Annotated in this window: 27 protein-coding genes and 1 riboswitch; of the genes, 6 read left to right on the top strand and 21 right to left on the bottom strand. The window is 44.6% G+C overall.

Annotated elements, in window-relative coordinates:
• Positions 1–150 precede the first annotated feature (150 nt).
• Complete coding sequence (locus Q7J41_RS09135) at positions 151–372, top strand: hypothetical protein (protein ID WP_304887349.1); 222 nt, start codon at positions 151–153, stop codon at positions 370–372.
• Positions 373–481: 109 nt separating this feature from the next.
• Here the strand turns inward: Q7J41_RS09135 and Q7J41_RS09130 are convergent, their stop codons facing one another.
• The 5 genes from Q7J41_RS09130 to Q7J41_RS09110 form a co-directional block, all read right to left on the bottom strand.
• Positions 482–1,528 carry a DMT family transporter gene (locus Q7J41_RS09130; RefSeq protein ID WP_304887347.1) on the bottom strand — a complete coding sequence of 349 codons (1,047 nt, stop codon included), beginning with the start codon at positions 1,526–1,528 and terminating at the stop codon, positions 482–484.
• Positions 1,529–1,596: 68 nt separating this feature from the next.
• A complete protein-coding gene (locus Q7J41_RS09125; protein WP_304887345.1) occupies positions 1,597–2,418 on the bottom strand; it encodes a metal ABC transporter permease in 822 nt (273 codons plus the stop codon).
• Positions 2,411–3,118, bottom strand: coding sequence for a metal ABC transporter ATP-binding protein (locus Q7J41_RS09120; RefSeq protein ID WP_304887343.1), 708 nt, complete (start codon positions 3,116–3,118; stop codon positions 2,411–2,413). The genes Q7J41_RS09125 and Q7J41_RS09120 overlap by 8 nt, the downstream gene beginning before the upstream one ends.
• The gene (locus tag Q7J41_RS09115; RefSeq protein ID WP_304887341.1) at positions 3,115–4,068 is read right to left on the bottom strand and encodes a metal ABC transporter substrate-binding protein; all 954 of its coding nucleotides are present in this window, start codon (positions 4,066–4,068) and stop codon (positions 3,115–3,117) included. Before Q7J41_RS09115 ends, Q7J41_RS09120 begins: the two co-directional genes overlap by 4 nt.
• Positions 4,065–4,502, bottom strand: a complete 438-nt coding sequence (locus Q7J41_RS09110) for a Fur family transcriptional regulator (protein WP_304887340.1) — start codon at positions 4,500–4,502, stop codon at positions 4,065–4,067. The genes Q7J41_RS09115 and Q7J41_RS09110 overlap by 4 nt, the downstream gene beginning before the upstream one ends.
• A gap of 218 nt (positions 4,503–4,720) precedes the next feature.
• Here Q7J41_RS09110 and Q7J41_RS09105 point away from each other — a divergent pair, with 218 nt between their 5' ends.
• A complete protein-coding gene (locus Q7J41_RS09105; RefSeq protein WP_304887338.1) occupies positions 4,721–5,116 on the top strand; it encodes a hypothetical protein in 396 nt (131 codons plus the stop codon).
• Between the two features lie 161 nt (positions 5,117–5,277).
• Positions 5,278–7,173 (top strand): HD domain-containing phosphohydrolase, encoded by a 1,896-nt coding sequence (locus Q7J41_RS09100; RefSeq protein ID WP_304887336.1) that lies wholly within the window; start codon positions 5,278–5,280, stop codon positions 7,171–7,173.
• Between the two features lie 109 nt (positions 7,174–7,282).
• Here the strand turns inward: Q7J41_RS09100 and thiD are convergent, their stop codons facing one another.
• The 5 genes from thiD to cytX are packed head-to-tail and all read right to left on the bottom strand — an operon-like array spanning position 7,283 to position 11,366.
• Positions 7,283–8,083 carry a bifunctional hydroxymethylpyrimidine kinase/phosphomethylpyrimidine kinase gene (gene thiD, locus Q7J41_RS09095; RefSeq protein WP_304887334.1) on the bottom strand — a complete coding sequence of 267 codons (801 nt, stop codon included), beginning with the start codon at positions 8,081–8,083 and terminating at the stop codon, positions 7,283–7,285.
• Positions 8,080–8,736, bottom strand: coding sequence for an HAD family phosphatase (locus tag Q7J41_RS09090; RefSeq protein ID WP_304887332.1), 657 nt, complete (start codon positions 8,734–8,736; stop codon positions 8,080–8,082). Before Q7J41_RS09090 ends, thiD begins: the two co-directional genes overlap by 4 nt.
• A complete protein-coding gene (gene thiE, locus Q7J41_RS09085; protein ID WP_304887330.1) occupies positions 8,733–9,371 on the bottom strand; it encodes a thiamine phosphate synthase in 639 nt (212 codons plus the stop codon). The genes Q7J41_RS09090 and thiE overlap by 4 nt, the downstream gene beginning before the upstream one ends.
• Positions 9,358–10,182 (bottom strand): hydroxyethylthiazole kinase, encoded by an 825-nt coding sequence (gene thiM, locus Q7J41_RS09080; protein ID WP_304887328.1) that lies wholly within the window; start codon positions 10,180–10,182, stop codon positions 9,358–9,360. Before thiM ends, thiE begins: the two co-directional genes overlap by 14 nt.
• Positions 10,164–11,366 carry a putative hydroxymethylpyrimidine transporter CytX gene (cytX, locus tag Q7J41_RS09075; protein WP_304887326.1) on the bottom strand — a complete coding sequence of 401 codons (1,203 nt, stop codon included), beginning with the start codon at positions 11,364–11,366 and terminating at the stop codon, positions 10,164–10,166. Before cytX ends, thiM begins: the two co-directional genes overlap by 19 nt.
• A 125-nt stretch (positions 11,367–11,491) precedes the next feature.
• Positions 11,492–11,603: riboswitch (TPP riboswitch) on the bottom strand.
• A gap of 377 nt (positions 11,604–11,980) precedes the next feature.
• Between cytX and Q7J41_RS09070 the strand changes: the two genes are divergently transcribed.
• Positions 11,981–12,652: a cytochrome c biogenesis CcdA family protein gene (locus Q7J41_RS09070; RefSeq protein WP_304887324.1), complete on the top strand. Its 672-nt coding sequence runs from the start codon at positions 11,981–11,983 to the stop codon at positions 12,650–12,652.
• Between the two features lie 10 nt (positions 12,653–12,662).
• Positions 12,663–13,235 carry a TlpA disulfide reductase family protein gene (locus Q7J41_RS09065; RefSeq protein WP_304887321.1) on the top strand — a complete coding sequence of 191 codons (573 nt, stop codon included), beginning with the start codon at positions 12,663–12,665 and terminating at the stop codon, positions 13,233–13,235.
• Between the two features lie 189 nt (positions 13,236–13,424).
• Here Q7J41_RS09065 and eis read toward each other — a convergent pair whose 3' ends face one another.
• Positions 13,425–14,642: an enhanced intracellular survival protein Eis gene (gene eis / locus Q7J41_RS09060; RefSeq protein ID WP_304887320.1), complete on the bottom strand. Its 1,218-nt coding sequence runs from the start codon at positions 14,640–14,642 to the stop codon at positions 13,425–13,427.
• A 111-nt stretch (positions 14,643–14,753) separates the two neighbouring features.
• Between eis and Q7J41_RS09055 the strand changes: the two genes are divergently transcribed.
• Positions 14,754–15,428: a Crp/Fnr family transcriptional regulator gene (locus Q7J41_RS09055; protein WP_304887318.1), complete on the top strand. Its 675-nt coding sequence runs from the start codon at positions 14,754–14,756 to the stop codon at positions 15,426–15,428.
• A gap of 109 nt (positions 15,429–15,537) precedes the next feature.
• Here the strand turns inward: Q7J41_RS09055 and Q7J41_RS09050 are convergent, their stop codons facing one another.
• The 10 genes from Q7J41_RS09050 to Q7J41_RS09005 all read right to left on the bottom strand — a co-directional run bounded on the left by Q7J41_RS09050 (position 15,538) and on the right by Q7J41_RS09005 (position 25,481).
• Positions 15,538–17,043, bottom strand: a complete 1,506-nt coding sequence (locus tag Q7J41_RS09050; RefSeq protein WP_304887316.1) for a serine hydrolase — start codon at positions 17,041–17,043, stop codon at positions 15,538–15,540.
• On the bottom strand, positions 17,024–17,464 hold the full coding sequence (locus Q7J41_RS09045) for a hypothetical protein (protein WP_304887315.1): 441 nt from the start codon (positions 17,462–17,464) through the stop codon (positions 17,024–17,026). Before Q7J41_RS09045 ends, Q7J41_RS09050 begins: the two co-directional genes overlap by 20 nt.
• Complete coding sequence (locus Q7J41_RS09040; protein ID WP_304887313.1) at positions 17,461–17,910, bottom strand: LytTR family DNA-binding domain-containing protein; 450 nt, start codon at positions 17,908–17,910, stop codon at positions 17,461–17,463. The genes Q7J41_RS09045 and Q7J41_RS09040 overlap by 4 nt, the downstream gene beginning before the upstream one ends.
• 191 nt (positions 17,911–18,101) lie before the next feature.
• Positions 18,102–18,413: a thioredoxin gene (gene trxA, locus Q7J41_RS09035; protein ID WP_026394195.1), complete on the bottom strand. Its 312-nt coding sequence runs from the start codon at positions 18,411–18,413 to the stop codon at positions 18,102–18,104.
• Between the two features lie 122 nt (positions 18,414–18,535).
• On the bottom strand, positions 18,536–18,955 hold the full coding sequence (locus Q7J41_RS09030; protein ID WP_304887308.1) for a YjdF family protein: 420 nt from the start codon (positions 18,953–18,955) through the stop codon (positions 18,536–18,538).
• A gap of 270 nt (positions 18,956–19,225) precedes the next feature.
• Positions 19,226–20,092, bottom strand: a complete 867-nt coding sequence (locus tag Q7J41_RS09025) for a class I SAM-dependent methyltransferase (protein WP_304887306.1) — start codon at positions 20,090–20,092, stop codon at positions 19,226–19,228.
• A gap of 62 nt (positions 20,093–20,154) precedes the next feature.
• Positions 20,155–21,876: an ABC transporter ATP-binding protein gene (locus Q7J41_RS09020; RefSeq protein WP_304887305.1), complete on the bottom strand. Its 1,722-nt coding sequence runs from the start codon at positions 21,874–21,876 to the stop codon at positions 20,155–20,157.
• Between the two features lie 26 nt (positions 21,877–21,902).
• Complete coding sequence (locus tag Q7J41_RS09015; protein WP_304887303.1) at positions 21,903–22,772, bottom strand: ABC transporter permease; 870 nt, start codon at positions 22,770–22,772, stop codon at positions 21,903–21,905.
• Positions 22,773–22,774: 2 nt separating this feature from the next.
• Positions 22,775–23,779 (bottom strand): ABC transporter permease, encoded by a 1,005-nt coding sequence (locus Q7J41_RS09010; RefSeq protein WP_304887301.1) that lies wholly within the window; start codon positions 23,777–23,779, stop codon positions 22,775–22,777.
• A 97-nt stretch (positions 23,780–23,876) separates the two neighbouring features.
• Positions 23,877–25,481: an ABC transporter substrate-binding protein gene (locus tag Q7J41_RS09005; RefSeq protein WP_304887299.1), complete on the bottom strand. Its 1,605-nt coding sequence runs from the start codon at positions 25,479–25,481 to the stop codon at positions 23,877–23,879.
• Positions 25,482–25,816 lie beyond the last annotated feature (335 nt).

The raw sequence follows: 25,816 nt of genomic DNA, 5'->3' as shown, positions 1-25,816 counted from the left end.
ATTTTTACGAATTGTCAACAGGAATTTTACCGGTAAAATTTTTTTTGCTTCAGATCGTCTGTTTTGCCTTGATATCGAGATGATCATCTATATAAAATTCATGATCGCCGATATGGCTTCAAACTGAAACGGTGTTCTAATGAAATATCAATGATTGCCCGGTCTGCCATGGCTTTCTCATTATCGGTGAAATTAGCCTACGCAAATGGTGGGTTTGACTATTTCTTAGAAGAATGTCTGGATTACCTGACCAGCATTCATTTTGTCCTGATGCATATTGAGGAAAATAGAATTGATGATATTATCGAAGAAAGCAAGCGTATTTTAAAGTTAATCCCTTTTGAAATCAAACCTTATTTTCAGGTTGTATAATCCCATTCTTTTATATTGATGGCTGTTTACAAAAAAAGAACTTAGTCACACTATTATTATCAGTGCGAACTAAGTTCGTTTTTATAAACCGCAACAATCGCCCAAAGTCTCAATGCATATGCCGATGATGAACATCTGGCAGATGACAATGGCTGTGGGCCGTATTTTTATGGGTATGTTCATGACAATGTTCTCCTTTAACTGAAGGATGATCCTCATGGAGATGGTGTGCATCATCATGGTTATGACTATGTTCGTGGGTCTCTTCATCATGAATATGGGCGTGTTCATGATTTTCAGATAGCGCCAGCCAGGTTCCCAGAATCATAATTACTAGCGCAATCAAAAATGAAAAGGTGATGGGTTCCTGCAATACCAGCCAGGATATGAGAACTCCCATAAAAGGCGCTGCTGCATAATAGGCGCTGGTTCGAGCGGCACCCAGTCCCCGCTGGGCTTTGACATAGAAAAAAATACTCAGGCCATAGGCAACAAAGCCTAAGGTCATGGCCAGAATAATATAAAGCAGCGAGCCAGACAGGTCTCCCCAGATAAAGGCAATTAGCAAAGCACCCAGTCCTGATCCAAAACCTTTAAGAATAACCACCTGCACCGGATCTTTGATTGATAGATTCTGGGTACAGTTATTCTCAAATCCCCAGCAAACACAGGAACTCATCACAAAAACCGCACCGATTGATAGATTTATTGTCAAGGTGTCGCTAATGGTTAGTAAGATACTGGCGAGAGAAATAAAGCCAATGGCTATCCACATCCGTTTGCCAATGGCTTCTTTAAAAAAAATCATGGCAATCACAGAGGTCGCAGCAATTTCAAAATTACCTAAAAGTGCGGCCGTGCTGGAGTTGGTCAAGCTGATCCCCATTAATAGAAAAATCGGTGCAGCGATATCCAGTAAAATCATTAAAACCACATAAGGCATTTCTTTTTTGGTGAGTCTGGCTTCTTTGACGTCTTTTCGATGCTTTTTACTCAAAATCGTCAGCACTGTCATGCCCATTCCTGCGCCCAGATATAATAGTGCCGCCAGAAACAAGGGATCAATTTGATCAAGCAAAAGCTTTGAGAAGGGTGCATTAATTCCAAAAAGTAGCGCAGCCAAGATGGCATACACCACCGCAGTATTTTTCTTCATGAATTACTGAACCTCCTGTTTCGAATTTTGCTGTTGTTGACCTTATTTTACCATATGATTAAGCGGTTCTATATTTTTTTCTTGAACAGGCTGATCGTTGAAAAAAGGGTAAACGTCAGCAGATTGATGACCACCACACTGGCTCCAGTGGGAAAAGAGAAAATAAAGGATACGACAATTCCCGCCACAAAACAAATCACCGATAAAATGGCCGAACTGATAACCACCTGTTTAAAGGTTTTAAACAATCGCATCGACGTCAGGGCGGGAAAAATAATCAGACTGGAAATCAACAGCGCTCCCATCATCCGCATCCCCACCACGATGGTCATCGCCGTTAAAAGGGCAATCAGGGTATTGTAGCGGCTGGCATTGGTACCGGTTGCCCGGGTAAAACTTTCATCGAAAGTGACGGCAAAAATTTTGTTGTAAAACAGCACATACAGCAGAATGACTACAACCGAAACCCCGACACTGAGAAAGACATCGCTTTCACTCATGGCCAGAATGCTCCCAAACATATAATTGCTGGTGTCAGCATTCATCCCGGATGTGTAGGAAATGATAATCACGCCAATAGCCAGCGAACTGCTGGAAATCAGGGCAATGGCCGCATCCCCTTTGATTCGGCTGTTTTCGCTGATGCGCAACAACACAAAAGCGGCAACAGCCACCACCGGAATAGCCACTTCCAGCGGCGACAGGTTTAACGCCATAGCCAGTGCCAGAGCCCCAAACCCCACATGGGACAAACCGTCGCCGATCATCGAATAGCGCTTCAATACCAGGCTGACACCTAAAAGAGCGGCGCACAATGACACCAGAACCCCGACAATGAGGGCTCTGACCACAAAGGCATAGGACATTAGTTCAGTTAGCAGTTCAATCATGTTTTTGGACTCCCATCATCCGCTGACACATCTCCGTTTTCAGATAATCTTCGGTTGAACCAAAAAAGGCCGTTGCGGTTTTCATATGGAGAATTTTGTTGCCATATTTGATGGCGCTTTCCAGATCATGTGAAACCATCATTACCGTGATCCCCTGGGTTTGATTGAGTTTTGCTACCAGTTGATACAAATCGGCCGTCATCACCGGATCCAGACCTGAAACCGGTTCATCCAGCAGCAGCAGTTTTTCGGTGGCACAAAGGGCTCTGGCCAGAAGCACCCGTTGCTGTTGGCCTCCCGATAAATCCCGATATGATTTTTTTTTGATATCGGTAATATTGAGCTGCTTCATCTTATCAGCGGCCCGAGCCTTTTCCAACCGGGAGTAAAAGGGCAACAGCCCGCGGCGATTGAGACAGCCGGAGATCACCACCTCGGTTACACTGGCCGGAAAATCGCGCTGAATCACCGTCTGCTGAGGCAGATAGCCAATTTCATTGGGAGCGATGCCGTCAAAGGTAATGCTTCCTTCCTGGGGTTTGATAAGTCCCAAAAGACCCTTAACCAGGGTGCTTTTTCCCGAACCGTTTTCGCCCACAACACAAAGATAGTCGCCCTGCTCCAGATCAAAGCTGACGTTGTTTACTGCCCGTTGCCCATCATATCCGATGGTGACCCCTACACAGGAAATTAATTTCATTGGTTGGCCAGCCCCTTTCGCAGGTTTTCGACATTTTGTTGCATAATTGAAACATAGGTTGCACCGGCATCAAAATCGTCCTTTGTCACATTGTGGGCGGAATGAAGTTGCAGCAGCTGAGCTCCGGTTTGTTCACTGATAGCCCTGGCAATATTTTGATTACTCAGCTCGATATAATAGACATATTTGATGTTTTTTTCCTTGATGGTGTTCATCAGATACGCCAGGGTTCCGGCACTGGCCTCAGTGTCGGTACTGCATCCCGGAAAGGCAGCTTTATATTCCAGACCAAATTCATCAACAAAATAGCGAAACGGAAAGCGATCCCCGAAGACAAGGAGCTTATTGGGTGATGCTGCTACAATCTTGGTTATTTCATCATCCACGGCCTGGATCTGAGCTGTATAGTCGGCTGCGTTTTTGGTATAAGCATCAGCATTTTGGGCGTCAATTTCGGCCAATGCGGCAGCAATTTCATTGATCATCAAGATGGCATTTTTAGGCGATGTCCAGATATGTTCGTCATACTCAATCTCTGCCTCGGCCGGTTCAGCTTCCATTCCTTCCACAGTTTCCTCTGCTACTGGTTTTACCGCATCCATTAGACGGATAATTTTCTTGTTTCTGGTATCCATAGAATCCAGGATGGTGCTGACCCAGGCATCATTTTCCCCGCCGATATAAATAAACACATCAGCGTCCTGAATTTTGATAATATCAGCCGGGGAGGGATCGTAGGAATGAACTTCGGCGGCCGGTTTTACCAACATCGTCAACTCGGCCTGATCGCCGCCAATGGCTCTGGCAAAATCATAGACCGGAAAAATGGTGGTGACAATGCTGATCTTTCCTGATTTATCGGAGTTTTTTGCGGCAGTATTCTGAGCACAGCCGGTTACGCCCAGTGCCAGAATCAGCAGTGAAACAATAACAACAATCATTCTTTTCATCGTAATGCCTCCGTATGATTTTTTTTATCTGCACAGCTTTTACATAATCCATAAAAAACTGTTTTAAAGGTATTAATGTCAAAAGCGTGGTGGTTCAATACATGGGTGTACAGATCTTTCATATAGCCGCATTCCAGATGAATCAAAGCTCCGCAATCCTCGCATTTTAGATGAAAATGCTCATGGCAATGCTCTTCCTCGCCAATGTACTGAAAGCAGGCACTGGTTACGCCATCGATGATGTATTTCTGAAGCTCACCCTGTTCCACCAACTTGTCAAGATGTCGATAAATGGTGGTCACCCCCACCGGCGTGCCCTGCTGTTCCAGAAATTCGGCAATCATATTGACGGTAATGTGCTGATTTTTTTTAGAAATTAAATATTTCAGGATCGTATCCTGTTGCTTTGTTTTATAGTAAGACGGTTTTCCCATATTACTCCCCGCTTAAAATGAATTTGAAAATCATTTTCATATTACATCAAAGTCAGTGATCTGTCAAAGTAATTTGAAAATCATTTTCATATTGGTCTTTTTTCTGATTCGTGTTTCTTTTTCACAAATCGGGATATAATAATTATAACTTGTCCTTTATCAAAATATTGGCGCCTGTTTTATGCATGTTATTTAGCATTACCCCATGAGAGGCCTTTATGAACATTGATCTTGCTACTATTGCCTTGATTTTAGTTATTTCCAGTATTTTTCAAGCTGTTTTTATACTCCTTCTGTCATCTAAATATCCCGGAGTTGATCACTTTGGAGTCAGCTGCTCCTTTTATGCCCTGGGGTTTCTTTTTGTCATGCTCCAGGGCAGCAATGCCAATGACCTAATCACTATTGTGCTCGGGAATGCGTTGCTACTGCTGGCACTGATTTTTCAATATATGGGACTGGTTCGCTTTTTAGAGCTGCCGGAAAACAGATGGTTTCCGCCGCTTATTTTTGGATTTTGTCTTTTGATGCTGGTCTATTTTCAGTTGATTTTTGACTCCATTTCGCTTCGTATTTTTTTTGTTTATCTTTCCTCTGGATTAATTGCCCTTTAGTCGCCAATACACTTCGTAAAAAAAGAAATGCTCTTGTCCTGCGGCAAATCCCAATTCTTTTTTTCATATTCGTTTCGGCCGGCATTTTTGCTGTACTGAGAGCTTTTTATGCCTTATTTTCCCCTCCTATCACCAACGCTCTGGCTCCTGCACTTTTTCAGGTGCTTTCATTTACCGGAGCCTTTATTATCAATATTATTGTGACCTTTACCTTTATTATGATGATTAATGAACGGGTGAGTTCTGATATCCGCTCGGCCAAAGAACAATTTGAACAGATCTTTAATCTCAGTCCCGATGCCAGCCTGATCACAACCCTTCCGGATGGCAAAATTGTGAATTTCAACCTCGGTTTTTTAAATTTTACCGGATTCAGCCAGGAAGAAGTTCAGAATAAGAGTCTACTGGAACTTAATCTTTATGAAAACCCCGCCGACCGGGAAAGGCTACTGAAGGAGCTCGCCGTTAATCAGTCGGTTGATGAATTTGAATTAAATTTCAGAAATAAGAATAAAGACATCCGAATTTGTTCAGTTTCCGCAAAACTTATTATAATGAACAATACCCCCCACGTCATCAGTATCATTAACGACATCACAAATCGAAAAAATGCTGAGTCGGCCCTGATTAAAAGCGAAGAAAAATACCGTTTTCTGACTGAATTCGCCTCGGATGTGATTTGGCTTTTTAACCTTACCCAGAATAAGTTTACCTACATGAGTCCATCGATTTTTCAGTTAAGAGGCCTTTCTCCCGAAGAAGCCATGACCGAAAATCTGGCCGATTCAATGACCTCTGAGTCCCTTCAACGGGTTCGGGCGGACTTGCAAAAAAATGTCAAAAACTTTATTGCCAACCCCAAGGCTCCTAATACCTACCTCATCGAAATTCAGCAACCTTGTCAAAACGGAAGTCTTATCTGGGTTGAGGTTTCCACAAAATACCGCTACCATGTCAGTGGCGATATTGAGCTGGTTGGGGTCAGCCGTAACATTGACAAAAGAAAGCAGGCCGAAGAAGCGGTTCTGTACTTAAGCTATCATGATCAATTAACCGGACTTTATAACCGCCGTTTTTACGAAGAAGAGCTGCTCCGTTTGGATACCCCGCAAAATCTTCCGATTGCCCTAATTATGGCTGATGTTAACGGACTCAAGCTGATTAATGATGCCTATGGCCACCAAATGGGAGACAAGATCTTAAAGGAGTTTGCTGATATTTTGAAAAACGAATGCCGGCATGATGAAATTGCCTCCCGGGTTGGCGGGGATGAGTTTGTGATTATGTTTTCGCATACGGATCAGAAAAGTGTTGAAAACATAATTAAACGGCTTAATGCCGCCATCTCCAATGTCCGGATTAACCACACTATTTTATCTGTTTCGATGGGATTTGCCCTCAAAGAAGATCCTATGGATGACCTGAACGATGTTTTCAAACAAGCCGAAGATGCCATGTATCAGCATAAGCTGATGATCAGTCCCAGTATTAAAAGAGCCACCATTGACTTAATTGTCAATTCCATTTACGAACGCAATCACCTGGAGGTGATTCATTCCCAATCAGTCAGTGAATACTGCCAAGCCATCGCCCGGGAGCTAGGCTTTGAAGCTGAAGCCATCAACCAGCTCGGACTGGCCGGTTTGCGGCATGATATTGGCGAAATTGCCATTGATGAAGCGATTTTAACCAAGTCTGAAAATTTAAGCGAAACCGAATGGGCGGAAATCAAGCGTCATCCCGAAATCGGCTACCATATTCTCCGCTCTGTGAATGAACTGGCGGAAATTGCCAAATTTGTCCTCGAACACCATGAGCGCTGGGATGGGTGTGGCTATCCCAAAGGTCTGAAAGCTGATGAAATATCCCTGCAGGGTCGGATTATCGCTATTGCCGATGCCTATTGCACCATGACCACGGAGCGCCCTTACTGCCGGGCCTTGACCGAAGCCGAAGCCATAAATGAGATTAAAAAATGCTCCGGCCTTCAATTTGATGAAAATCTGGCTCAGCTCTTTGTTGAAAAAGTGCTGCAGCAAGAATGGCCGCAATCTTAAAAAGCCAATTGCTCACCAACTCTGTGTTTTAAGCGTTGGCAAAGCAATTGGCTTTTCTAATCGACACTGCTGATTGAAATCAGCGCTGCCTTTGGGTTTTCTTTTTTTCTTATCCTCGGGTTAGTTGAAACCCATGATCCAGCGGCCCGCTGCCATGTCCCAGATCCAGATTGCTCAACAGCGCCCCAGACACGTAATCTTTGGCCTTTTTTACGGCCACTTTCATCTCATCGCCGGCGGCCAGATTGCAGGCGATCGCCGAGGAAAGGGTGCAACCGGTGCCATGGGTATTGGGATTATCAATTTTTACGCCAGGAAACCAAACTTCTTCGTTACCCTTTTGATTTTGAATCAGCAGAAAATCATCAGCGCTTTCAAAAAGATGCCCACCCTTTATCAGAATACTCCCGGCATAGGTTTCGGCGATTTTTTTTGCCGCTCTGACCATATCCAACCGGGAATGAACCCCAAATCCACAAAGACATTCGGCCTCGGGAATATTGGGGGTGATCAAATCGGCCAGCGGCATCAGCTCTGTTTTTAAACTTTCGATGCTATCATCGCTCAACAGCCGACCGCCGCTAGTGGCCACCATCACCGGATCCAGGACAATGTTTCTGGCCTGGTACTGTTTTAGTTTTTGGGTGATGCTGCCAATAATCGTAGCGTTGTAGACCATGCCGATTTTAACCGCATCGGGAAAAATATCGGTAAAGACACAATCCAGCTGATTTTCCACAAATTCAGGCGCAACTTCAGCGATCCCATAAACCCCGGTGGTGTTTTGGGCCGTTAACACGGTGATCACGGTCATTGCGTAGCTGCCATGGGCGATTATGGTCTTAATATCAGCCTGAATACCGGCTCCGCCGCTGGAATCTGACCCGGCTATGGACAAAACTTTTTTCATCGTAGCAACTCCTTAAAACTCGTAATGGCATAATCTGAACTGTTTTTGATCGCTTCCCAGTCATCTTTTGACGATTCATCAAAGACACCGACGATATGACAGCCCGACTCTCTGGCAGCCCGGATGCAATACAAGGCATCTTCAAAAATAGCGATCTGCTGAGCCGGCAATTCCAGCTGTGCCACCGCCTGATGATAAATCTCCGGCTGACTTTTGGGCAGACCGGTCATCCCGGAAGTGAGAATAAACTCAAAATGATCCAGCAGGCCAAAGCGCCGCAACGCCAATTCGGTCAGGGTCTTGTGGGTAGCGGTTAAGATGCCCATTTTTATCCCCTGGCTCAAATACTGATCCAGGGTTTCCTTGACAAAGGGTTTTAAAAGAATGTGTTTAGCGTAGTTTTCCCGGATCATGCCGTTTATTTCATCGCCAACCTGTGCTTCCGTCATGGCTACCCCGTAATAGTCGATAAAATAGCGAGCCGATTCGGCAAAACTCATGGTTTTAATAGTCTCATTTAAATCATCCGGAGGATTGATCCCGTGTTTTTTTAGAAAATCACTGCCGATGTTTTGCCAGGCCGGCATCGAATCAATCAGAGTACCATCGAGATCAAAGATCATCCCCGCCACATTCATAATTGCCTGGTTCATGATTTTGTCATCGCCTCAGAAAGACTTCGCAGCTCCTGGGTCGATCTGATGATATCCGCTTTAGCAAAGATGGCCGATACCAGCGCTACCCCGTCCACTCCGGTTCCTTTTAAGGTATGAATATTGGTTTCGTTCAGACCGCCGATGGCCACCACTGGAATGGATACCGCCTTGCAGATTTCGGAAATTGTTTCAAAAGTCACTACCTCGGCCTCGGTTTTGGTGGCGGTAGCATAGATGGCCCCCACCCCGATATAATCGGCACCGTCCGCTTCGGCTTTTAAGGCCAGTGCCACTGTGTCAGCCGAAACACCGATAATTTTTGCACCGATTCGCTTTCGCAGCTCCCCGGCATCCATATCGTCCTGACCGACATGAACCCCATCGGCATCGACCGCCAGCGCCACCTCGACAGCGTCATTAATGACAAAAGGGATCTTGTAGGCATCGGTTAATTTCTTAATTGCGCAGGCTTCTTTGACAAAGTCATCAAAATCAAGATCCTTTTCCCGCAGCTGGATAAAGGTCGCTCCCCCTTTTAAGGCGTCTTCGACCTGATCGGTGAGGGTTCGGTCACCCAGCCAGGTTCGATCAGTCACCGCATAAAGCAGCATATCATTTTTATCGAGTTTCAACCTTCATCCCTCCTTCTAATGTTTGAGCATTCATCAAACTCATGGCATCGATCAGGTAGGTGCGAAAGGATGCCGTTCCGGCCTCATCGATCTGAACCTTTTTATAGGCCAGCTCGCCGCACAAGCCCAGACAACTTACTGCGGCAGCAGTAGCCAACAGCAACTGATCGGGATTGGCTCCACAATAACTGCCAATAACCGTGGTGAGCATGCAGCCGGTGCCGGTAATCCGCGACATCATCGGGTGGCCATTGCGAATTACCAGGGCTTTCTGGCTGTCAGCAACAATGTCGATGGCACCGGTAATGGCAATGACGGCACCGGTTTTGGCGCTGAGGGCTTTAGCAAAAACAATCATCTGATCCAATGTTTTTTCACTGATGGCATCACTGATATCGGCATCGACCCCTTTGGTGGTGCCGCTGCCAGAATCGATGGTCTTGATTTCTGAGACATTGCCGCGGATCACGCTGAACTGTACTTCTTTTAACAGCTTGAAAACCGTGTTGGTTCGCAGCGCAGAGGCGCCGGCACCGACCGGATCCAGAATCACCGGTCGACCAAGACTATTGGCTTTTTTTCCGGCCTTAATCATCGCTGCCACAGTCCGTTCGTTGAGGGTCCCGATATTGATGACGAGGGCATTGCAAATGGCAATAATTTCTTCCACCTCATTGATATCGTCGGCCATAATCGGTGCCCCACCGCAGGCCAGTACGATGTTGGCGCAGTCGTTCACGGTCACATAGTTGGTGATGGAATGAACCAGCGGCGGCTGATTACTGACATTTTCTAAGATTTTTTCGAACATAACACTCTCCCTTTTTCTACTAATATGCACAAGATGCCAATCAGAACCATGGCCGGCAGGGTGACTCCAATAGGAAAGTCAAATCCCATCAGATAGCGATAAATAAACACGCCTGCGATCCAGATTATGGCATTTTTTAGATCAATTAACTTCTTTTCATCGGTGCTGACCTGTTTAAAGATAAAATAATCCGTCAATAGAATTGCAAACAGCGGCACAAAAACCGAACCAATCAAATATAAAAAATCCTGATATTGCTCAATCGGGGTGATAATCGCCAGAATAACCCCGATCACACAGGTTGCCAGAACCACGGTTTTTTCTTTAACCTTTGAAGTGATGTTGATAAAGCTGATTCCGGCCGAATAAACATCCAGAAAGGCCGTCGTGACGGTGGAAAAAAGAATGATAATCAGAGCCACTACCCCAAGCCCCATAGCCGTTAATAAGACAAAGATATCGGTGGTGCCGACATAAAGGGCAGCACCCAAACCGATGATATACATCCAGCAGCTGCCGATAAAGTAGCTAATCGAGCTGACCACGACGCCTGACTTTTTCTGCTCGGAAAACCGTGTATAATCGGCAATCAGCGGCAACCAGGATATCGGCATGATGGCACTGAGCTCGACCGCACCCCCAAATGTCATCGTTCCTTCAACTACCGAGCTGCTGGCCGACCCACCAAAAATCTGAAAACTCAAGATAATGGAGCCCACAAAGAGCAGTCCCACTGCGACAAAATTGAGTTTTTCGATATTTTTAAATCCGGCCAGTACCCACCCGGCGATGACAATTCCAATGATAAGGCACCAGAGCATCGTGTTTTGATAATTAAAAACATTGAGCGCTACCCCATCGATGGCTTTTGCCGCGGTAATCACCATCACTGCCGTCCACCCGATCAGCTGGAGAATATTCATCACCGAAAAAAAGTAAGATCCGTATTTCCCAAAAGAAATACGGGATGACTCAATCGATGCCAACTTGCTTTGCGAACCAATAAACCCAGCCAGAAAAAGAATCACCGTTCCGATGATGTGGCCAACGATAATGGCCATCATCCCGTCCTTAAGTCCCAATGGGGCAATCAGCGTTCCTGTCATGACCTCGGCAATGGAAATAGCCGCTCCAAACCATAACAGACTCAGACTTCGGTTTGACAGTTTGTTTTCATTTTGCATATTTTATTCCTTTCGTTTTAAGACTGCACCCCTTACATTTTAAACGCTTGCGGAATAAATCAGTTCACTGTTGGTGTTTCTGCTCGGTCCCAGTTTTTAAACAAAAAAAACTGAGCACGAATGCACAGTAGATTTACATGGTTTCCCTACGCCGGCATTATCCGTATCAGGTGCATGGGTCGAAGCAGCGATTTACTTCCTCTCAGCCTATATGCATAAGCTCCCCAACTATTTAATTGTGATAAAGATTATCATACCGCCCGATTTTTGTCAACGGGATTTAGTTCTGAATTGGTTCGTGTCATAATCTTAATTTAACTTAAACTTAACCTCTTTCAAAGTTTTGCTAAAGGTTCAAGGCCTAAGATAAAGACAAGAGATAAACATCTCCTCTTTTTCTTTTCATTCCTAATATAAAAAAACAGCGCAGTCATCCGGACTGGCTGTTTTTTTTATGCTTTCAGTTTTCTTCCAAAATCAATATTCCATTGTCATAATATAACTAATGTGATCTGATCACAGATTTAAAAATGATATTTTGGTACAATAAAAAAACCTTAATTGATTTATTTCATTAAGGTTTCTCTGATCCTGATCCTAAAAGAGGAGGCTATATGGATTATTTTATCGCATTTCTGGAAGGAATTATCACCTTTATTTCACCCTGTCTCTTGCCGATGCTGCCCATTTATATCTCCTATTTTGCCGGGCAAACCCATCACGACAATAAGTACACTGCGGTCATCAATGCTTTAGGTTTTGTTCTCGGCTTTACGGTGATCTTCGTTTTGCTCGGAGCCTTTGCCGGCAGTATCGGTAGCTTCTTGATCAAGTATAACACCATTGTCAATGTCGTCGGCGGCATCATTATCATCCTTTTTGGCTTGAATTTTATGGATGTGCTGAACATCCCTTTTCTGAATACCAACCGTCAGATGAACCTCGATCATTCGCATCCCGGTTTCTTTTCGGCAATGCTCTTTGGGATTGTCTTTTCGATCGGCTGGACGCCCTGTGTGGGTGCTTTTCTGGGCTCAGCGCTGATGATGGCGGCCTCTAGCGGCGATACACTAAAGGGTATTTTGATGCTGTTATCATTTTCTCTCGGCCTGGGGATTCCCTTTGTGGTTTCGGCCATTTTGATTGATCGGATGAAATCCACCTTCGATTTTATTAAGCGGAATTATCAGGTTATCCATCGTATCGCCGGCGGACTGCTGGTTGTCATCGGACTGCTGATGGCCACCGGACTACTGGGATATTTTCTGTCACTTTTAACTTTTTAAGGAGTATACCATGACTAAACAAACCAAAACTATTATCGTTGTCTTCGTCTTTGCGGCCTTTTTGGCCATTGTTTATTGGGGCTACAGTGCCTTGTCGCAAACCTTTAATCCGCAAACACCGGCCGCAAATAGTAGCGACTCAGCGCAGACCAATGAGCTCCAGACGGCTCCTGATTTCACGGTCTTTGATCAGGCCGGAAATCCCGTGAAACTGTCTGATTTTGTTGGTAAACCGGTGGTCCTCAACTTCTGGGCCTCCTGGTGCCCCCCCTGTAAAAGCGAAATGCCCCATTTCAACACCGTCTATCATGATCAAAAAGATGAGGTGGTCTTTCTGATGATCGATCAAACCGACGGACAGCGTGAAACCAAAGCAAAGGGTCTTCAATACGTCGCCGATCAGGGCTTCGACTTCCCCGTTTATTTTGATACCGAACTGGAAGGCAGCACCACCTACGGTGTCTCATCGATTCCCACCACCCTGTTTATTAACCCCGCGGGTAAAATTGTCAGCGGCTATCGTGGCGCTATTGATGAAGCCACCCTGCGGTCCGGCATCGAAGCAATCAAAAAAAACGATTGATGATCATATCAACCGTTAGGGTTGTCGATAAACTACCGTACCGACCAATTGTTAATCTGTTGTTCGCCGCGGAATCGGACAGGCTTTGCCGTGTCCGCTCCGATGCGTACAACATGATGTAACAATTGTCGGTACTGGGTTATCTTGTTTGACAGTCTGATCGATTAATTTTCACGTCAATTTTTTTGCCTAAATATAATCCGAGAAATAAATTTTTTCATTGGCGATGACACTCTCCAGAATGGCCACCGTTTTTTTGCTGGCCTCCAGCCGTTCTATTTGCTGGAGGTAGGTGGGTCGCTTATAACCAAGTAGCATACAGGTCAAAATCCCAATTTCCAGTTTGACCCGGTTTTCCGAGGGTTCATCAACTAAAACCGGGGCCTCACTCGGGCTGAACTTGACCGTGAAGCTGCGATTATTCCACTCCAGCACGGTGTCGACAATGTCAAAGGTCACCGACTCATTGATTGCAGTGTTGGAAAATTGATACTGTTTGAAAAACCCTTCAAAATCCACAATCCGCGCCATGATATAGGGACGGATTGTTTCTTTCATATCGCTATCGCCGAACAGAAACGAGATCGTATGGTTATTGTAATTATTGCCGACCACCTCATTGATCATTGATTCATGGGCAGCGATATAACCCCATAGTCCTTTGCGGGCTTCCTGATTCATGTAGACCATCTCTTTAACATGAAAGACATCATTCTCTATCAGATAAACCAGATACCCCCGCGGCTTATCATCTTCGCCATAATAAATGGCGGCCGTGACATCTTCCACATCCCAGCGCCAGTATTCCTCCCAGACCAGTTCATTGCGAACCAGACAGCCATGGGTTTGTCTGGCAAAGGTGTCATGAAGGGCGATCAGATCCGGACTGTTCTCTTTGACCCGTTTTACCCGTCCCGGTACGTCAATATCCCGGGGCAGTTGATTATCGCGGATACGAAAGGTCATTTTATCCGAGACGACCTCCCAGCCCTTATGACGATAAAGTGGGTGTGAATAGGGAAATAAAAATGAAATACACTGATTTCGTCCGTACATCGTTTCCAGACTTTTTTTCATCAGCCCGGACATCAGACCCAAACCCATGTATTCTGGATAGGTGGCCACTCCGGTAATATAACCCATCTCATAGATACTGCCGCTGATGTTGACCTGCAGCGGATAAACGGCGATCTGAGCGGCCAGTCGCTCATCCTCAAACCAGCCGATGACCTCGGCTTTTTCCAAAATCGGAAATTTCGACCGCTTAATCTCATCGTGTTTCCACCCCACTTTTAACAGCTGCTCATCGGTCACCTGAAAAGCGTACCTCAAAATATCATTAAACTGGGTTAAGTCTTTGGCTTCCAGCCGCCTTAGTTCCAGATCTTTTCTAATTTCTTTATTCATAAAACTCTCCTTATATCGATGCTTTATAGTACCACTTAATACCCTAATTTTTAAAGTAGAATCAAAACAATTATGCTATACTATTACCTAAACTGTAGACGAGGTATAAAAATGTTAAAAGAAGCCGATCTTACCTTTATCCAAACGGTCCTGACCTTTTGGGATCACTTAAATCAACATCAGAAAACCATGCTTTTGGAAAATGCCATGCCGGTAAAATATAAACGTGGTGAAAATGTTCACCGCGGCGAAAACGACTGTGTCGGCGTACTCTTAATCAAAAGCGGCGAATTGCGCACCTATATTTTATCCGAAGACGGCCGGGATATCACCCTTTATCGACTGGGGCCCGATGAGATCTGCATCTTATCCGCTTCCTGCATCCTGGAAAATATTACCTTTGATGTGCATATTGATGCCGAAAAAGATTGTGAGGTGCTCCTGCTCAAGTCCTCGGTCTTTCAGCAGATCTGCAATGAAAACATCTATGCCGAGAATTTTTCTTATAAATCGATGATCGATCGTTTTTCGGATGTGATGTGGGCGATGCAACAGATTCTCTTTATGAGTTTTGATAAACGGCTGACCATCTTCCTGCTGGATGAGGTTGCCCGAACCGGTTCCAACACGATTGTAATGACCCATGAGCAAATTGCCAAATATGTCGGTTCCGCCCGAGAAGTGGTTTCCCGCATGCTGAAATATTTTGAAAACGAAGGTTACGTCAACCTGTCCCGGGGTAAAATTGAAGTGATTGATAAGGTTCAATTAAAGGAAATTATATAACTCACTGCCCTTGTAACGAAACGATGGCAATATCATCATATGAACATTTCTCTCAAAAATTGCGGCGCTGTGGCGATTTGTCTTTTGGTGCAGCCAAAAAAAATACGATTCAGGCAGATGTTTGTAAGGGATATTTACTGATAATTATAGTTGTGATCAACAATAACAGTGAAAAAACACTCAGCATAAAGATCCCGCAATAGAGACTGACAGGTGCCCAAAGCCACATTGCTAGCCAATCACTCTTGAAAATTGTCGGTAATACTACGATAACTGCAGCCGTGATTATCAAAAGCAGCCCGGGAATGATATTTCCTATCAATCGCTTTCGGTTTATCGGTGTTTTTTTTCGATCGTTATTTTTTATCTGTCTGCTTATTACTATCAGCCTGACAATCAGAAAGCATGTCAGCAGCGTGCAAATAAATGTAATCGTCGAAAAAATAGTGTCAATGATGAACCAGATATCATGCTGATAGGGAGTGGTTTCTTTATCTTCAAGCATCAGTAATATATTATCCGCAAGATAGTTTGTATTGGCTGAAGCATTCAGATTGGTTAATACACATACCCCGATCCCATCACTAAATTTCATGGCTATTTTCGTGGAATAATTTGGCGTCCCGCCCGAGTGATAGATGACGCCGTTTAAGTCATCGATAAACCAACCACTGGCATAACAGGTTTTCTCATCAACAACACTGGCTGGATTGGCGATGTGGGACTTTTCAATGATTCTAGTAAACTGCGGTGATATTTCAATGATACCCATTTGTATTTGAAGCCACCGCCCCATATCAGATGTGTTCGATATCATATATCCTGAAGGAACAAGTCCTTCTATTGCCGGTGTCTCAAGTAAATAGGTATTCCCAAAAGATAGTTTGCGCCCAGGTACCAATACCTTGCTTTCCTTTACCTCGTTAGTATAGCAGTCCGTATGGATTAACCCCATGGGTTGTAAGATCCGTTCCTTCATAAAACTCTGGTAATCCTGTTTGGCAACTGTTTCGATAATCAGACCCAATAAATTATAGTTTGTATTGGCATAAGAAAATTGCTGCCCTGGCGCTGATGCCAATTCACGATTACTCAAATTTCGAATGTTCTCCGCTAAGGTCATTTCAGCTGTTGCACTGGGATATTTTCTTTCGTCATTGGTATATCCCGTTGTCTGATACAGACAGTCAGCAATTGTCAAGTCTTCAGCCGCAATGGTTTCGCCCTGATAAGTTGCTGTAAACCAGGGAATATAGCTGCTCACCGGATCACTTAACGATAGTTTGCCTTCATCTTCCAATAGCAGGATTCCCAGCCCCGTAAAGGCTTTGGTAGTCGATCCAAGCTGAAACAAGGACTGCTCATTTATTTTCACATGATTACTTTCATCTTCAAAACCAAAAGACAAATATTCTATCTCAGCCCCACGAACCATTGCAATAGCGGCACTGGGAATCCTGGATTTTTCCATCACATCTTTTACCATACTATTTATTTCTACCAGTTGCTCCGGGTCTGAACTGTCTTTAGCAATGACGCTGCCTGGTATTAACGACGCTGTCAAACATAAAACAATCAAAAAACACAACTGATATTTACTTCTTTGTAACTTCATATTGTTCGACCTTGTCTCGTTTAACGTTTAACCGTTCCTTTCTAAACTGGATTTGTTGATTGATAAATGCTACATCCTGTCTCATTTTTATAATATCCAACACATTTCCGACGAGATATGCCGGAATGACCATCGCCGGTATGATCCAAATATATTCCAGCGTGTACCATTTAAACACCCATCCAAAGGAAAAAACGACGGTCAGCAGCATCAACAGCTCCAGTCCGATTTCTAAAAAACGATGGACATTGAGATATTTATTGATCAGTAAAAGTCCTGAGCGTGCGATAACCGTTATCAATAAGAATTCTAAAATAACGATGAAATCATCCCATTTGTTAGACACAATCGCCGGAACTAAAAATGCGGCAATGATAATCAGTGAAAAAATTAAAAGGCACTGTTTAATGAAATTTTTCAATTGTTTTCCTCCTTATTGAATGCTTTTTTTATATTGGGAATGTATGTTCTTGTGGCATTTAATTTTTCTCCGTTTTGCAGGGTTACCTGAATTCTGCTATTGGCTAACATTTCCATGCTTTCAAGCACATTTATGTTTACAATAACAGACTTGTTTATTTGCACAAAATCGTGAGATTTTAATTCTTCCAATATTTGATATAACTTTTTTTCGGTTCGAAAAACCTGCTTGGTCGAATATATAAAGGTTTTTCGATCGACACTTTCAATATAAAAAATATCGTCAACGTCAATTTTATAGATTCGACCATTGTCATTACCGCAAATATGATAACAATAGTTTTCCAGTCGCTTCACCAGATGATTCACCATATTGTTCATTTCACAATATTTTATTTCAACTTCTATCTCATTTTGTTCTTTTTGTTGGGTCAGTTTTATTTTCACTTAGCCTCCTCCTTTACCACTTATCATAGCTTATTTCCTCAACAAATCAAGTGATGTTGGTCTATGTTACGATTTTTCATCATCAAACTACATCAAAATTATAGTTTGCAATCATATCTGATGCCGGATGTCATGATCTTACCGCAATAAAAAAAGAGCAATCACCTTCGCGACTACTCCTATTTTTGTTGTTATTCAGCTACTAAATCTAAAATATCGGCTTTGGATTTTGCTCCTACGGCTTTTTTCACGACGACGCCGCCCTTGACGACTGCCAACGTGGGGATGCTCATGACCTTAAATTCAGCGGCCAGTTCCTGTTGTTCGTCGACGTTTATTTTCCCGACTTTCAAAGTGAACACCTCATCGGCAATTTCATCGATGATCGGCGATACCATTTTACAGGGACCACACCAGGGTGCCCAAAAATCCAGTAATACCGGTTTATCAGAGTTAATTACTTCCTGTTGAAAATTATCTTTGGTGATTGTTACTGCACTCATATCTTTAATCTCCTTAATCGTTAATTTGTATATCTTTATTATAACCATTTCGGATTAATAATCCGTAACTTGATCACAGAGTTTCAGATTTTTTTAAGTTACTTAACTAGGCCAGCACCTGATTAATGCCCCCGATGTTTTTTCTTTTTCTTCTCCTGCCGCAGTTCAAATTGCTGTTGTTTTTCCGCTTCCGTTTTCTCCCGGTTAAACGCTTTCCGGCTTATCTTTTTGTTTTCCTGTTCTTCCTTTAAGGCCTGTTGCGCCTTGGTTCCAATGCTTTTCGCAGCCATTTGCCGATTGATATCCCGCCTCATCCGTTTGGGGTTAATCCGCTTTTCCGGCGCTTTTTCATCGGTAATCGGCTGGCTGAATTGGAGCCGGTTGTAATTTTTAAGCAGAAAATCGTAGATTTCCCCATCCTTGGGTTCCGAGCCGAAGGTTACCTTGGCAACTTTCAGCATCCCACCATCTGTGCTTTCAAAGACGCCAACCCAAAAGGGGTCGTCAAAAAAAACCGTTAATTTAACTGTTACTTTGTCCATATTCAATTCCTCCTAGAAATAGTGACAAAGAACGGACAACCTTAGGAGGCAGGTTACTGACGGCATCAACCGCGTCTGGACTACCAACCAGAACCGTGTTTTTATCTTTGGTGTTATTATAACATGTTTGACAGATTCATCAAGACCTTCTACTTCTGTCAATCATTATTTTGAATCTCTTTGCCCGGTGAACTGCTCAATTAAAAAGACACCGAATTGAGAATAAAATTTCCGATTCGGTGTCCAGATTGTCGATCAAATGACCGTTACTTATAGTTTGACGAGAATTTTCCCCCGCCGCGATACCGCATTTGTTGTGAAAACCCCTGCTTCAGCCTGTTCGCTGACAAAGGTTGCTACCTGTTCTTTTAACCCAGTGGTATCCTTACCCAGAAAACTCAATCGGGACATCAGCTCTTCCACGGCATCTTCAACTGCGGATTCTTCCCGATGCACATCCTGTTGCACTTCAAAAGCCAGACTATACCCCTGGGCATAAAGCCAGTTGAGATTATAAATAATATCGCTGCGCCAGATGGGCATTTCCTCGCCGTAAAGTTCTTTCCAGAGTTCACTGAAGGCTTCGCTGTCCCGTCGTCCCGCCCAACCGCTATAATAAACATATTTTTTTGCGCAGCTCATCGCTTTTTTAAAAAGCTCGGCATTATGAACCCCAGGGCACATGGAAATAAATACCATGTCAAAATTCTCCTGCCAGCCCATCTTTTTTACATCCACTTCTTCCCAGGGCATTTGAACAACTTCCAACCCTGTGATTGCTTCTGTTTCAATGCGTTCTCGGATGGTTGACGACATCCCCAGGGTTGGTTCCAGCGCGGTTACCCGAGCCTTCTTTTCTGCAAAGGCACAGGAAAAAGCCCCCGGCCCGGCACCAATATCCAGAATGGTCATCCCTTCAAGGGACAGCCCCTGATTTTCAAACCATTTAATCACATCACCGGTTCTTTTTTTCCCCCGCTCACCCTTAACATTGTTTTTAAACTTTTCAGCCCGTTTTTCCCACAGCTCAACACTATGAACTGGTCCTTCACTGCCGGGGTTTTTGCCGTAAAGCTTGGCCTTGTCCCAAACCGTTTCCCAATACGATGCTTCTCTTAATTTTAATATCTCTTCCATTTTTTTATACCTTTCTAAGCTATTCAATCTTTTAATCCATACATTTTCACAATTAATTACTTTTATACCAGGTCGCTGAATGATTCTTTTAGCAATTGTTTGGTATAAACATGCTCCGGATTCCGAAAAACATCACCGGAAACCCCGTGTTCCACAATTTTTCCCTGATACATCACATAAACCTTATCGGCCACCTTTCGGGCCAGATGAAGATCATGGGTGATATAGAGCATCGCAAAACCATGACGATTCTGCAGGCCTTTTAGTTCCCGGAGCAAATTGGCCTGGGTCGAAGGATCCAGCATTGAGGTGACCTCATCGGCTATCAATAGCTTCGGTTTTGTCACCAAGGCTCTGGCAATCGCCAGACGCTGCCGTTGCCCGCCGCTGAGGGCTTGGCAGTTCCGGGTTAAAAACGCTTCCGTTACTGGCAACTGGACCGCTGCCAGAGCCTTTTTTCCGGCCTCATCCCGTTCTTCCCGGGTTCCCCATTTCATAATATCCAGCGGCTCTTTGACAACATCCAAAACCTTCAACCGATGGCTGGTGGCTGAAAAAGGATCCTGAAAAACAATCTGCATCCCACCCATCATCGCTGTTGCCCAATGGCCTTCCAGCTTCTTTTTCTGAAAATACGCTTCCCCGCTGTCGGCTTTCCAGACCCCCGCCAGAACCTGAGCTAGCGTCGATTTTCCGGATCCCGATTCTCCTACCAGGGCGACAATTTCGCCGCTTTTTATTTCTATACTTACGTCGTTCACGGCTATAATTTTATGGTCTTTGACCTGATGGGTTTTTCTTATTTCGACCGCCCTCAGGAAGGTTTCGATGCCCCCTTTATGACAGGCGACCATATGCTCCAACCCCACGTATGCCAATGCTGGTTTATCTTTCTGGCAGGTTTCTTCATGCTGACAGCAACGCGGATAAAAAGCGCAGCCAGTTGTGCCCACGCCTGAACCAGCCTCACCTTCAATCCCCCATAAATCTTTATACTTGAAAAGATTGGGAGACGAATTCAACAGCCCCCGAGTATAACAATGGAGCGGATTTTTGATAATCTCCGATGTCAGCCCCTTTTCGATAATTCTCCCGCAGTACATGGCTGCCACCCGGCTGGTCAACTTTTTAATAACGCTCAGGTCATGGGAAATGATAATCATCGCAAAGCCCTGTTCCTTCTGCAGTTTATGAAGCAGTTTCAGAATCTCATTTTTGCTGAGCACGTCCAGGGCAGTGGTAGGTTCATCGACAATCAGCAATTCCGGTTCGCAGGATAAGGCCATAGCCACCAGTACCCGTTGACGCATCCCGCCTGATAGCTGATGGGGATAGGCCTGCCGCCACTTCAGCTCGAGTCCCACTTTTCCCATCAGATCAACGACCCGATTCTCGATTGCGGTCTTTGATTCGGAGTAATGGGTTTTGATGGGCTCACCAATCTGCTCACCGATCGTCAATACCGGATTTAAAACTTCCAATGAATTCTGAAAGACCAGGGCGATTTCCTGCCAGCGGTATTTGCGCATTTCTTTTTCCGACAGCCCTTGTAATGACTGCCCTTTATAAAAGACTTCGCCGCCAACTTTGGCATTATCGAGCAATCCCATCACGCCCAGCGCCATGGAACTTTTGCCACAACCCGATTCGCCGATGATTCCCAGGGTGTCGTTTTTATGCAGTCGGATGTTCAGATCATCGACGGCTTTAACCGGTGGTTCGATACCGCCATATTCCACGGAAAAGTTTTTCAATTCCAATAAACACTGTCCCTCACCACTCAATTGATTTCCTCCTCACTAATCGCTTATTACACTCTGATTCTAATTTGCGGATCCAGCACCCGTTCCATTTCCCGGCTTAAAAAGGCCAGCGCCATAACCACCATGGTCAGCATCAGCCACGGGAAAACCAGCCACCATTTCCAAAAATTGGTATAATAAATACCCTTAAAACTGGTGGCATAGTGGATAATCAAGCCCCAGCTTTTAGATGTCGGATCGCCCAGTCCCAAAAAGGATAAGCCTGCTTCTGAGATAATGGCTCTGCCCGTCAGACGAATAATATTCACCGCCAGAATCGGAAAGACCGCCGGTAAAAAATGACGGCCAATCAGATATCCGCTGCCTGCCCCATAGGTTTCAGCCGCTTTGATATAGGTTTGTTCTTTTAACATCAACACCTGGGAGCGGACAATTCGAGCCGGCGTCACCCAGGCAAACAGGGTCAGTACAATGACCACATTGAGCAAACTGGGTCCAAGCAGGGCTGCCAATAAAACCATCAACGGAAAATCCGGAATAACAATCAAAACATCAATCGTCCGCATGATGATCTTATCCGGGATGCCACCCACATAACCGGAAAACATGCCAATCAAACCACCGCCGACCGCTGCCAGCAAGGCGGTTCCAAACCCGATAATCAGACTGATCCGGGCACCATAACAAATCTGCGCCCAGAGATCGATGCCCAGATCATCAGTTCCCATAATATGTTCGCTGTCCGGCGGTATCAACGCATCCCCCGAGGTAAAATTATAGGGATAAGGCGATAGACTGGTTGCGAAAATAGCCATCAATATGATCAGAATCAGAATGACCGTGCTCAGTTTTCCCTGGAATGAAAAATCCTTCACCAGCATCCAGGCCGCTTTTATTTTTTTCGCAATGACGGTCATCTTCATCCCTCCTGAAATTTCATGTTGTCGTTAACCCGGGGATCCAATTTTTTATAGACCCGATCAGCGATAAAATTGGCCAGTAAAACCAGGATCGTCACGACCAGAAAAATCCCCTGAACGACCTGATAGTCCTGAACCTTAATGCACTCCCGCATCAAACGTCCCAATCCCGGATAGGCAAAAACGTTCTCCACCAGAATGGCACCGCCGACCAGGCCGCCCAGGCTCAGAAAAATACGGGTGACCACCGGCAACAGGGCATTTCTCAAGGCATGATGAAAAACAATCCGTTGCTGGGTCAGCCCCTTGGCTCTGGCGGTTCTCAGATAGTCTTTTGACAACACCGTGATCATGCTGTTTCGCACCAGCAGATACATACCGCCTAATTGAGAGATCGACAAAACCATAATGGGCAGAAACGCATGGCTGAGAATATCACCCAATTGTTCCCACCAACTGCTGTAATCTTCAAAATGAGTCATCGCTCCAGACAAGGGAAAGAGTCGCAGCCAGGCCGAAAAGACAATCAGGATCATCAGACCGATCAGAAAAACCGGTATCTCCGAGATCAGAATCAACTGAAAATAAAGCATTTTGTCCGACCATTGATCCCGGTTCCAGGCCGAAATACTGCCCAGAATCACCCCGATTCCGGTGCTGATGACCATCGCAGAAATCACCATAAAGATTGTCCAGCCCAGTCGACCCCAAATCAGCTGACTGACCGGTACCTTATAATAGATGCTGTAACCCAGATCCCCATGAAGCAACTGATTCAGATAGGTGGCATATTGTTCGCCCATTGATTTATCCAGACCATAATAGCTCTTGTAATAATCCTGCTGTTCCTGAGTCATGACGATTTCTTCGTTATCCGGGCTATCTGATGACAGCAGCAGAAATGGATCGCCGGGTAAAAATCGGGGCAGAAGGAAATTCAGGGTGATGATAATCCAGATCGTCAACACATATTCAAATATTTTCAAACTTCTTCTTTTGCTCATCTTTCCCCTTTAAAAACTGCTATTTAAACCAGAAATGACGGTCAGATCCAAACCCGCCGTCATTTCCTTACTTACTGAATCTTATTCGGCCCGAATCTTATTCGGCAACAAAGTTTGCCCGGGAATCATTATGATAGATATCCGGACTCCAACCGTCATATACTTTTGGTCGATGGACATTGATGGTGTTTTTGTAATACAGGGTCAGCTTTGGCAGCTCCTGAGCCAGCAGTGCCTGCAGCTCACCACTGATTTTAAGCTGTTCGGCCGGATCGGTGGCTTTTTGTAAACTGGTATATAATTGATCCACCTGGGGATTATTATAGCCAACTACTGCCGCCGTGGTTGAGGTGGCCTTGGCTGATTTTTTGGTATTGGTTACTTCTGCTAAATCTTCTCCACCGCCACTACCATTGATGATCATCTCAAAATCTCCCGCTGCAAAACGGGCATCTCTTGTTTTAGTATCGGTGGTCTGAACATTGATTTCAATACCCACCAGCGACAAATCCTGTTTGATCAGTTCGGCCACTCGGGTGCTGCCTTCATCTGCCAGCAGGGTAAAACTCAGTTTTTCACCACTGGCGTTTTCCCGAATCTTATCGCCGTCAGTATCTTTAAAGCCGATACTGTCGAGCAGCTCTTCGGCCTTCTTGGGATCATTGGCGTATTGTTCAACCGCACTGTTATATTGTTTGTTGGTGGGGTGCAGTACCCCCGGATTACCGGCTACCGCTGAACCTCGCTCAATTTTTTCAACCAACTGATCCCGGTTAATCGCATAGGCCACTGCCTGTCGGAAGGTGGTGTTGGCAAATTCCGGCTGGGTGTTCATGTTGTAGTACAGTCGATAAGCCCAGGAGGTGACATACTGCATAATTTCATATTCATCATTGCTTTCGAACCGTTCCATCACATCCGGCGTAATACTGATGCGGTCAACATCCCCCTGTTCAAAGGCTAAAATTTCTTCACTGACCGGAATAAACTGCAGTTCTTTTACCTTGGGTTCGCTGCCCCAATACGCTTCATTGATGACATAACGATAGGTACCATGTTCTTTGCTGTACTCCGTCAGTTTATAAGGTCCGGTTCCTACGACCGCCTTGGGATCCAGATAATTTACCGGATCGGCTACCGATTCCCAGACATGTTTGGGGATGACATAAAAGCTAGTCATATTTGACAAAAATTTAGGATCTGCCTCAGTCAAGGTAACCTTGACGGTCTGGGCATCCACTACTTCCATGGTGGCCACCTTCGAAAAATCTACGGCATTCACCGGGGGAATGGTTTTGAAATAATTATAAGTAAACACCACATCCTCAGCGGTAAAGGCTTCGCCATCATTCCATTTCACTTCAGGACGAATTTTTAATGTATAGGTTAAGCCATCCTCACTTTTTTCCCATTCGGTGGCCAGCTTTGCCGCTGGATTGCTATCGGCATCCGTGGTCAGCAGGGTATCAAAGATCAGTGCCATTTTTCGGGAACCCGGTCCCCGCGGGTAGATCCCGTAGGGGGTGGGATAACCCCAATCCCCACCGGCCAGCTTTATCACTTCAACCTGTTTCTGATTGGCCAGACTATTTTTTTCCTCACTGTCCGACTTTCCGGTACTGCTACTGCAGCCCGGCAAGATTGACAACATCACCACGGCCAGCAGCAATGCTATTCCTTTTTTTAAATTATTTTTAATCATAAACCCTCTCTCCTCTTTTGAAATTTCTTCTTGTCTCTAGATTATTTTGCAAATAAAAAACCGCAAAAGCTGATACCTGCTACAACAGGCATATCAACCTTCACGGTTAAATTATTAATTCAGTTATGCAATTCGCTTTGCAATCGATCTCTGTGTAAGGATCTTCAACATAATACTATATTTGTTTAAACTTGTCAATATCTGTATATACGAGTTTCTGTAATTACTTTTTACACCGTTTTTTCTTGCTATATAAGTTAGCGTCAAGTACGGTTTCTTTAAGCCTCCGCCAACAGAAAATCAATAATATTAAGATGCTTTATTCCATTCCTTGA

It is taken from the genome of Acetobacterium sp., assembly GCF_030652775.1.
Taxonomy (GTDB): domain Bacteria; phylum Bacillota; class Clostridia; order Eubacteriales; family Eubacteriaceae; genus Acetobacterium.
This window is presented reverse-complemented; position numbering and strand designations above follow the sequence as displayed.

Coding starts and splice junctions, on each gene's coding strand:
- Q7J41_RS09135 (WP_304887349.1), top strand. CDS start 151: ATGATTGCCCGGTCTGCCATGGCTTTCTCATTATCGGTGAAATTAGCC.
- Q7J41_RS09130 (WP_304887347.1), bottom strand. CDS start 1,528: ATGAAGAAAAATACTGCGGTGGTGTATGCCATCTTGGCTGCGCTACTT.
- Q7J41_RS09125 (WP_304887345.1), bottom strand. CDS start 2,418: ATGATTGAACTGCTAACTGAACTAATGTCCTATGCCTTTGTGGTCAGA.
- Q7J41_RS09120 (WP_304887343.1), bottom strand. CDS start 3,118: ATGAAATTAATTTCCTGTGTAGGGGTCACCATCGGATATGATGGGCAA.
- Q7J41_RS09115 (WP_304887341.1), bottom strand. CDS start 4,068: ATGAAAAGAATGATTGTTGTTATTGTTTCACTGCTGATTCTGGCACTG.
- Q7J41_RS09110 (WP_304887340.1), bottom strand. CDS start 4,502: ATGGGAAAACCGTCTTACTATAAAACAAAGCAACAGGATACGATCCTG.
- Q7J41_RS09105 (WP_304887338.1), top strand. CDS start 4,721: ATGAACATTGATCTTGCTACTATTGCCTTGATTTTAGTTATTTCCAGT.
- thiD (WP_304887334.1), bottom strand. CDS start 8,083: ATGAAAAAAGTTTTGTCCATAGCCGGGTCAGATTCCAGCGGCGGAGCC.
- Q7J41_RS09090 (WP_304887332.1), bottom strand. CDS start 8,736: ATGAACCAGGCAATTATGAATGTGGCGGGGATGATCTTTGATCTCGAT.
- thiM (WP_304887328.1), bottom strand. CDS start 10,182: ATGTTCGAAAAAATCTTAGAAAATGTCAGTAATCAGCCGCCGCTGGTT.
- cytX (WP_304887326.1), bottom strand. CDS start 11,366: ATGCAAAATGAAAACAAACTGTCAAACCGAAGTCTGAGTCTGTTATGG.
- Q7J41_RS09070 (WP_304887324.1), top strand. CDS start 11,981: ATGGATTATTTTATCGCATTTCTGGAAGGAATTATCACCTTTATTTCA.
- Q7J41_RS09065 (WP_304887321.1), top strand. CDS start 12,663: ATGACTAAACAAACCAAAACTATTATCGTTGTCTTCGTCTTTGCGGCC.
- eis (WP_304887320.1), bottom strand. CDS start 14,642: ATGAATAAAGAAATTAGAAAAGATCTGGAACTAAGGCGGCTGGAAGCC.
- Q7J41_RS09055 (WP_304887318.1), top strand. CDS start 14,754: ATGTTAAAAGAAGCCGATCTTACCTTTATCCAAACGGTCCTGACCTTT.
- Q7J41_RS09050 (WP_304887316.1), bottom strand. CDS start 17,043: ATGAAGTTACAAAGAAGTAAATATCAGTTGTGTTTTTTGATTGTTTTA.
- trxA (WP_026394195.1), bottom strand. CDS start 18,413: ATGAGTGCAGTAACAATCACCAAAGATAATTTTCAACAGGAAGTAATT.
- Q7J41_RS09030 (WP_304887308.1), bottom strand. CDS start 18,955: ATGGACAAAGTAACAGTTAAATTAACGGTTTTTTTTGACGACCCCTTT.
- Q7J41_RS09025 (WP_304887306.1), bottom strand. CDS start 20,092: ATGGAAGAGATATTAAAATTAAGAGAAGCATCGTATTGGGAAACGGTT.
- Q7J41_RS09015 (WP_304887303.1), bottom strand. CDS start 22,772: ATGACCGTCATTGCGAAAAAAATAAAAGCGGCCTGGATGCTGGTGAAG.
- Q7J41_RS09010 (WP_304887301.1), bottom strand. CDS start 23,779: ATGAGCAAAAGAAGAAGTTTGAAAATATTTGAATATGTGTTGACGATC.
- Q7J41_RS09005 (WP_304887299.1), bottom strand. CDS start 25,481: ATGATTAAAAATAATTTAAAAAAAGGAATAGCATTGCTGCTGGCCGTG.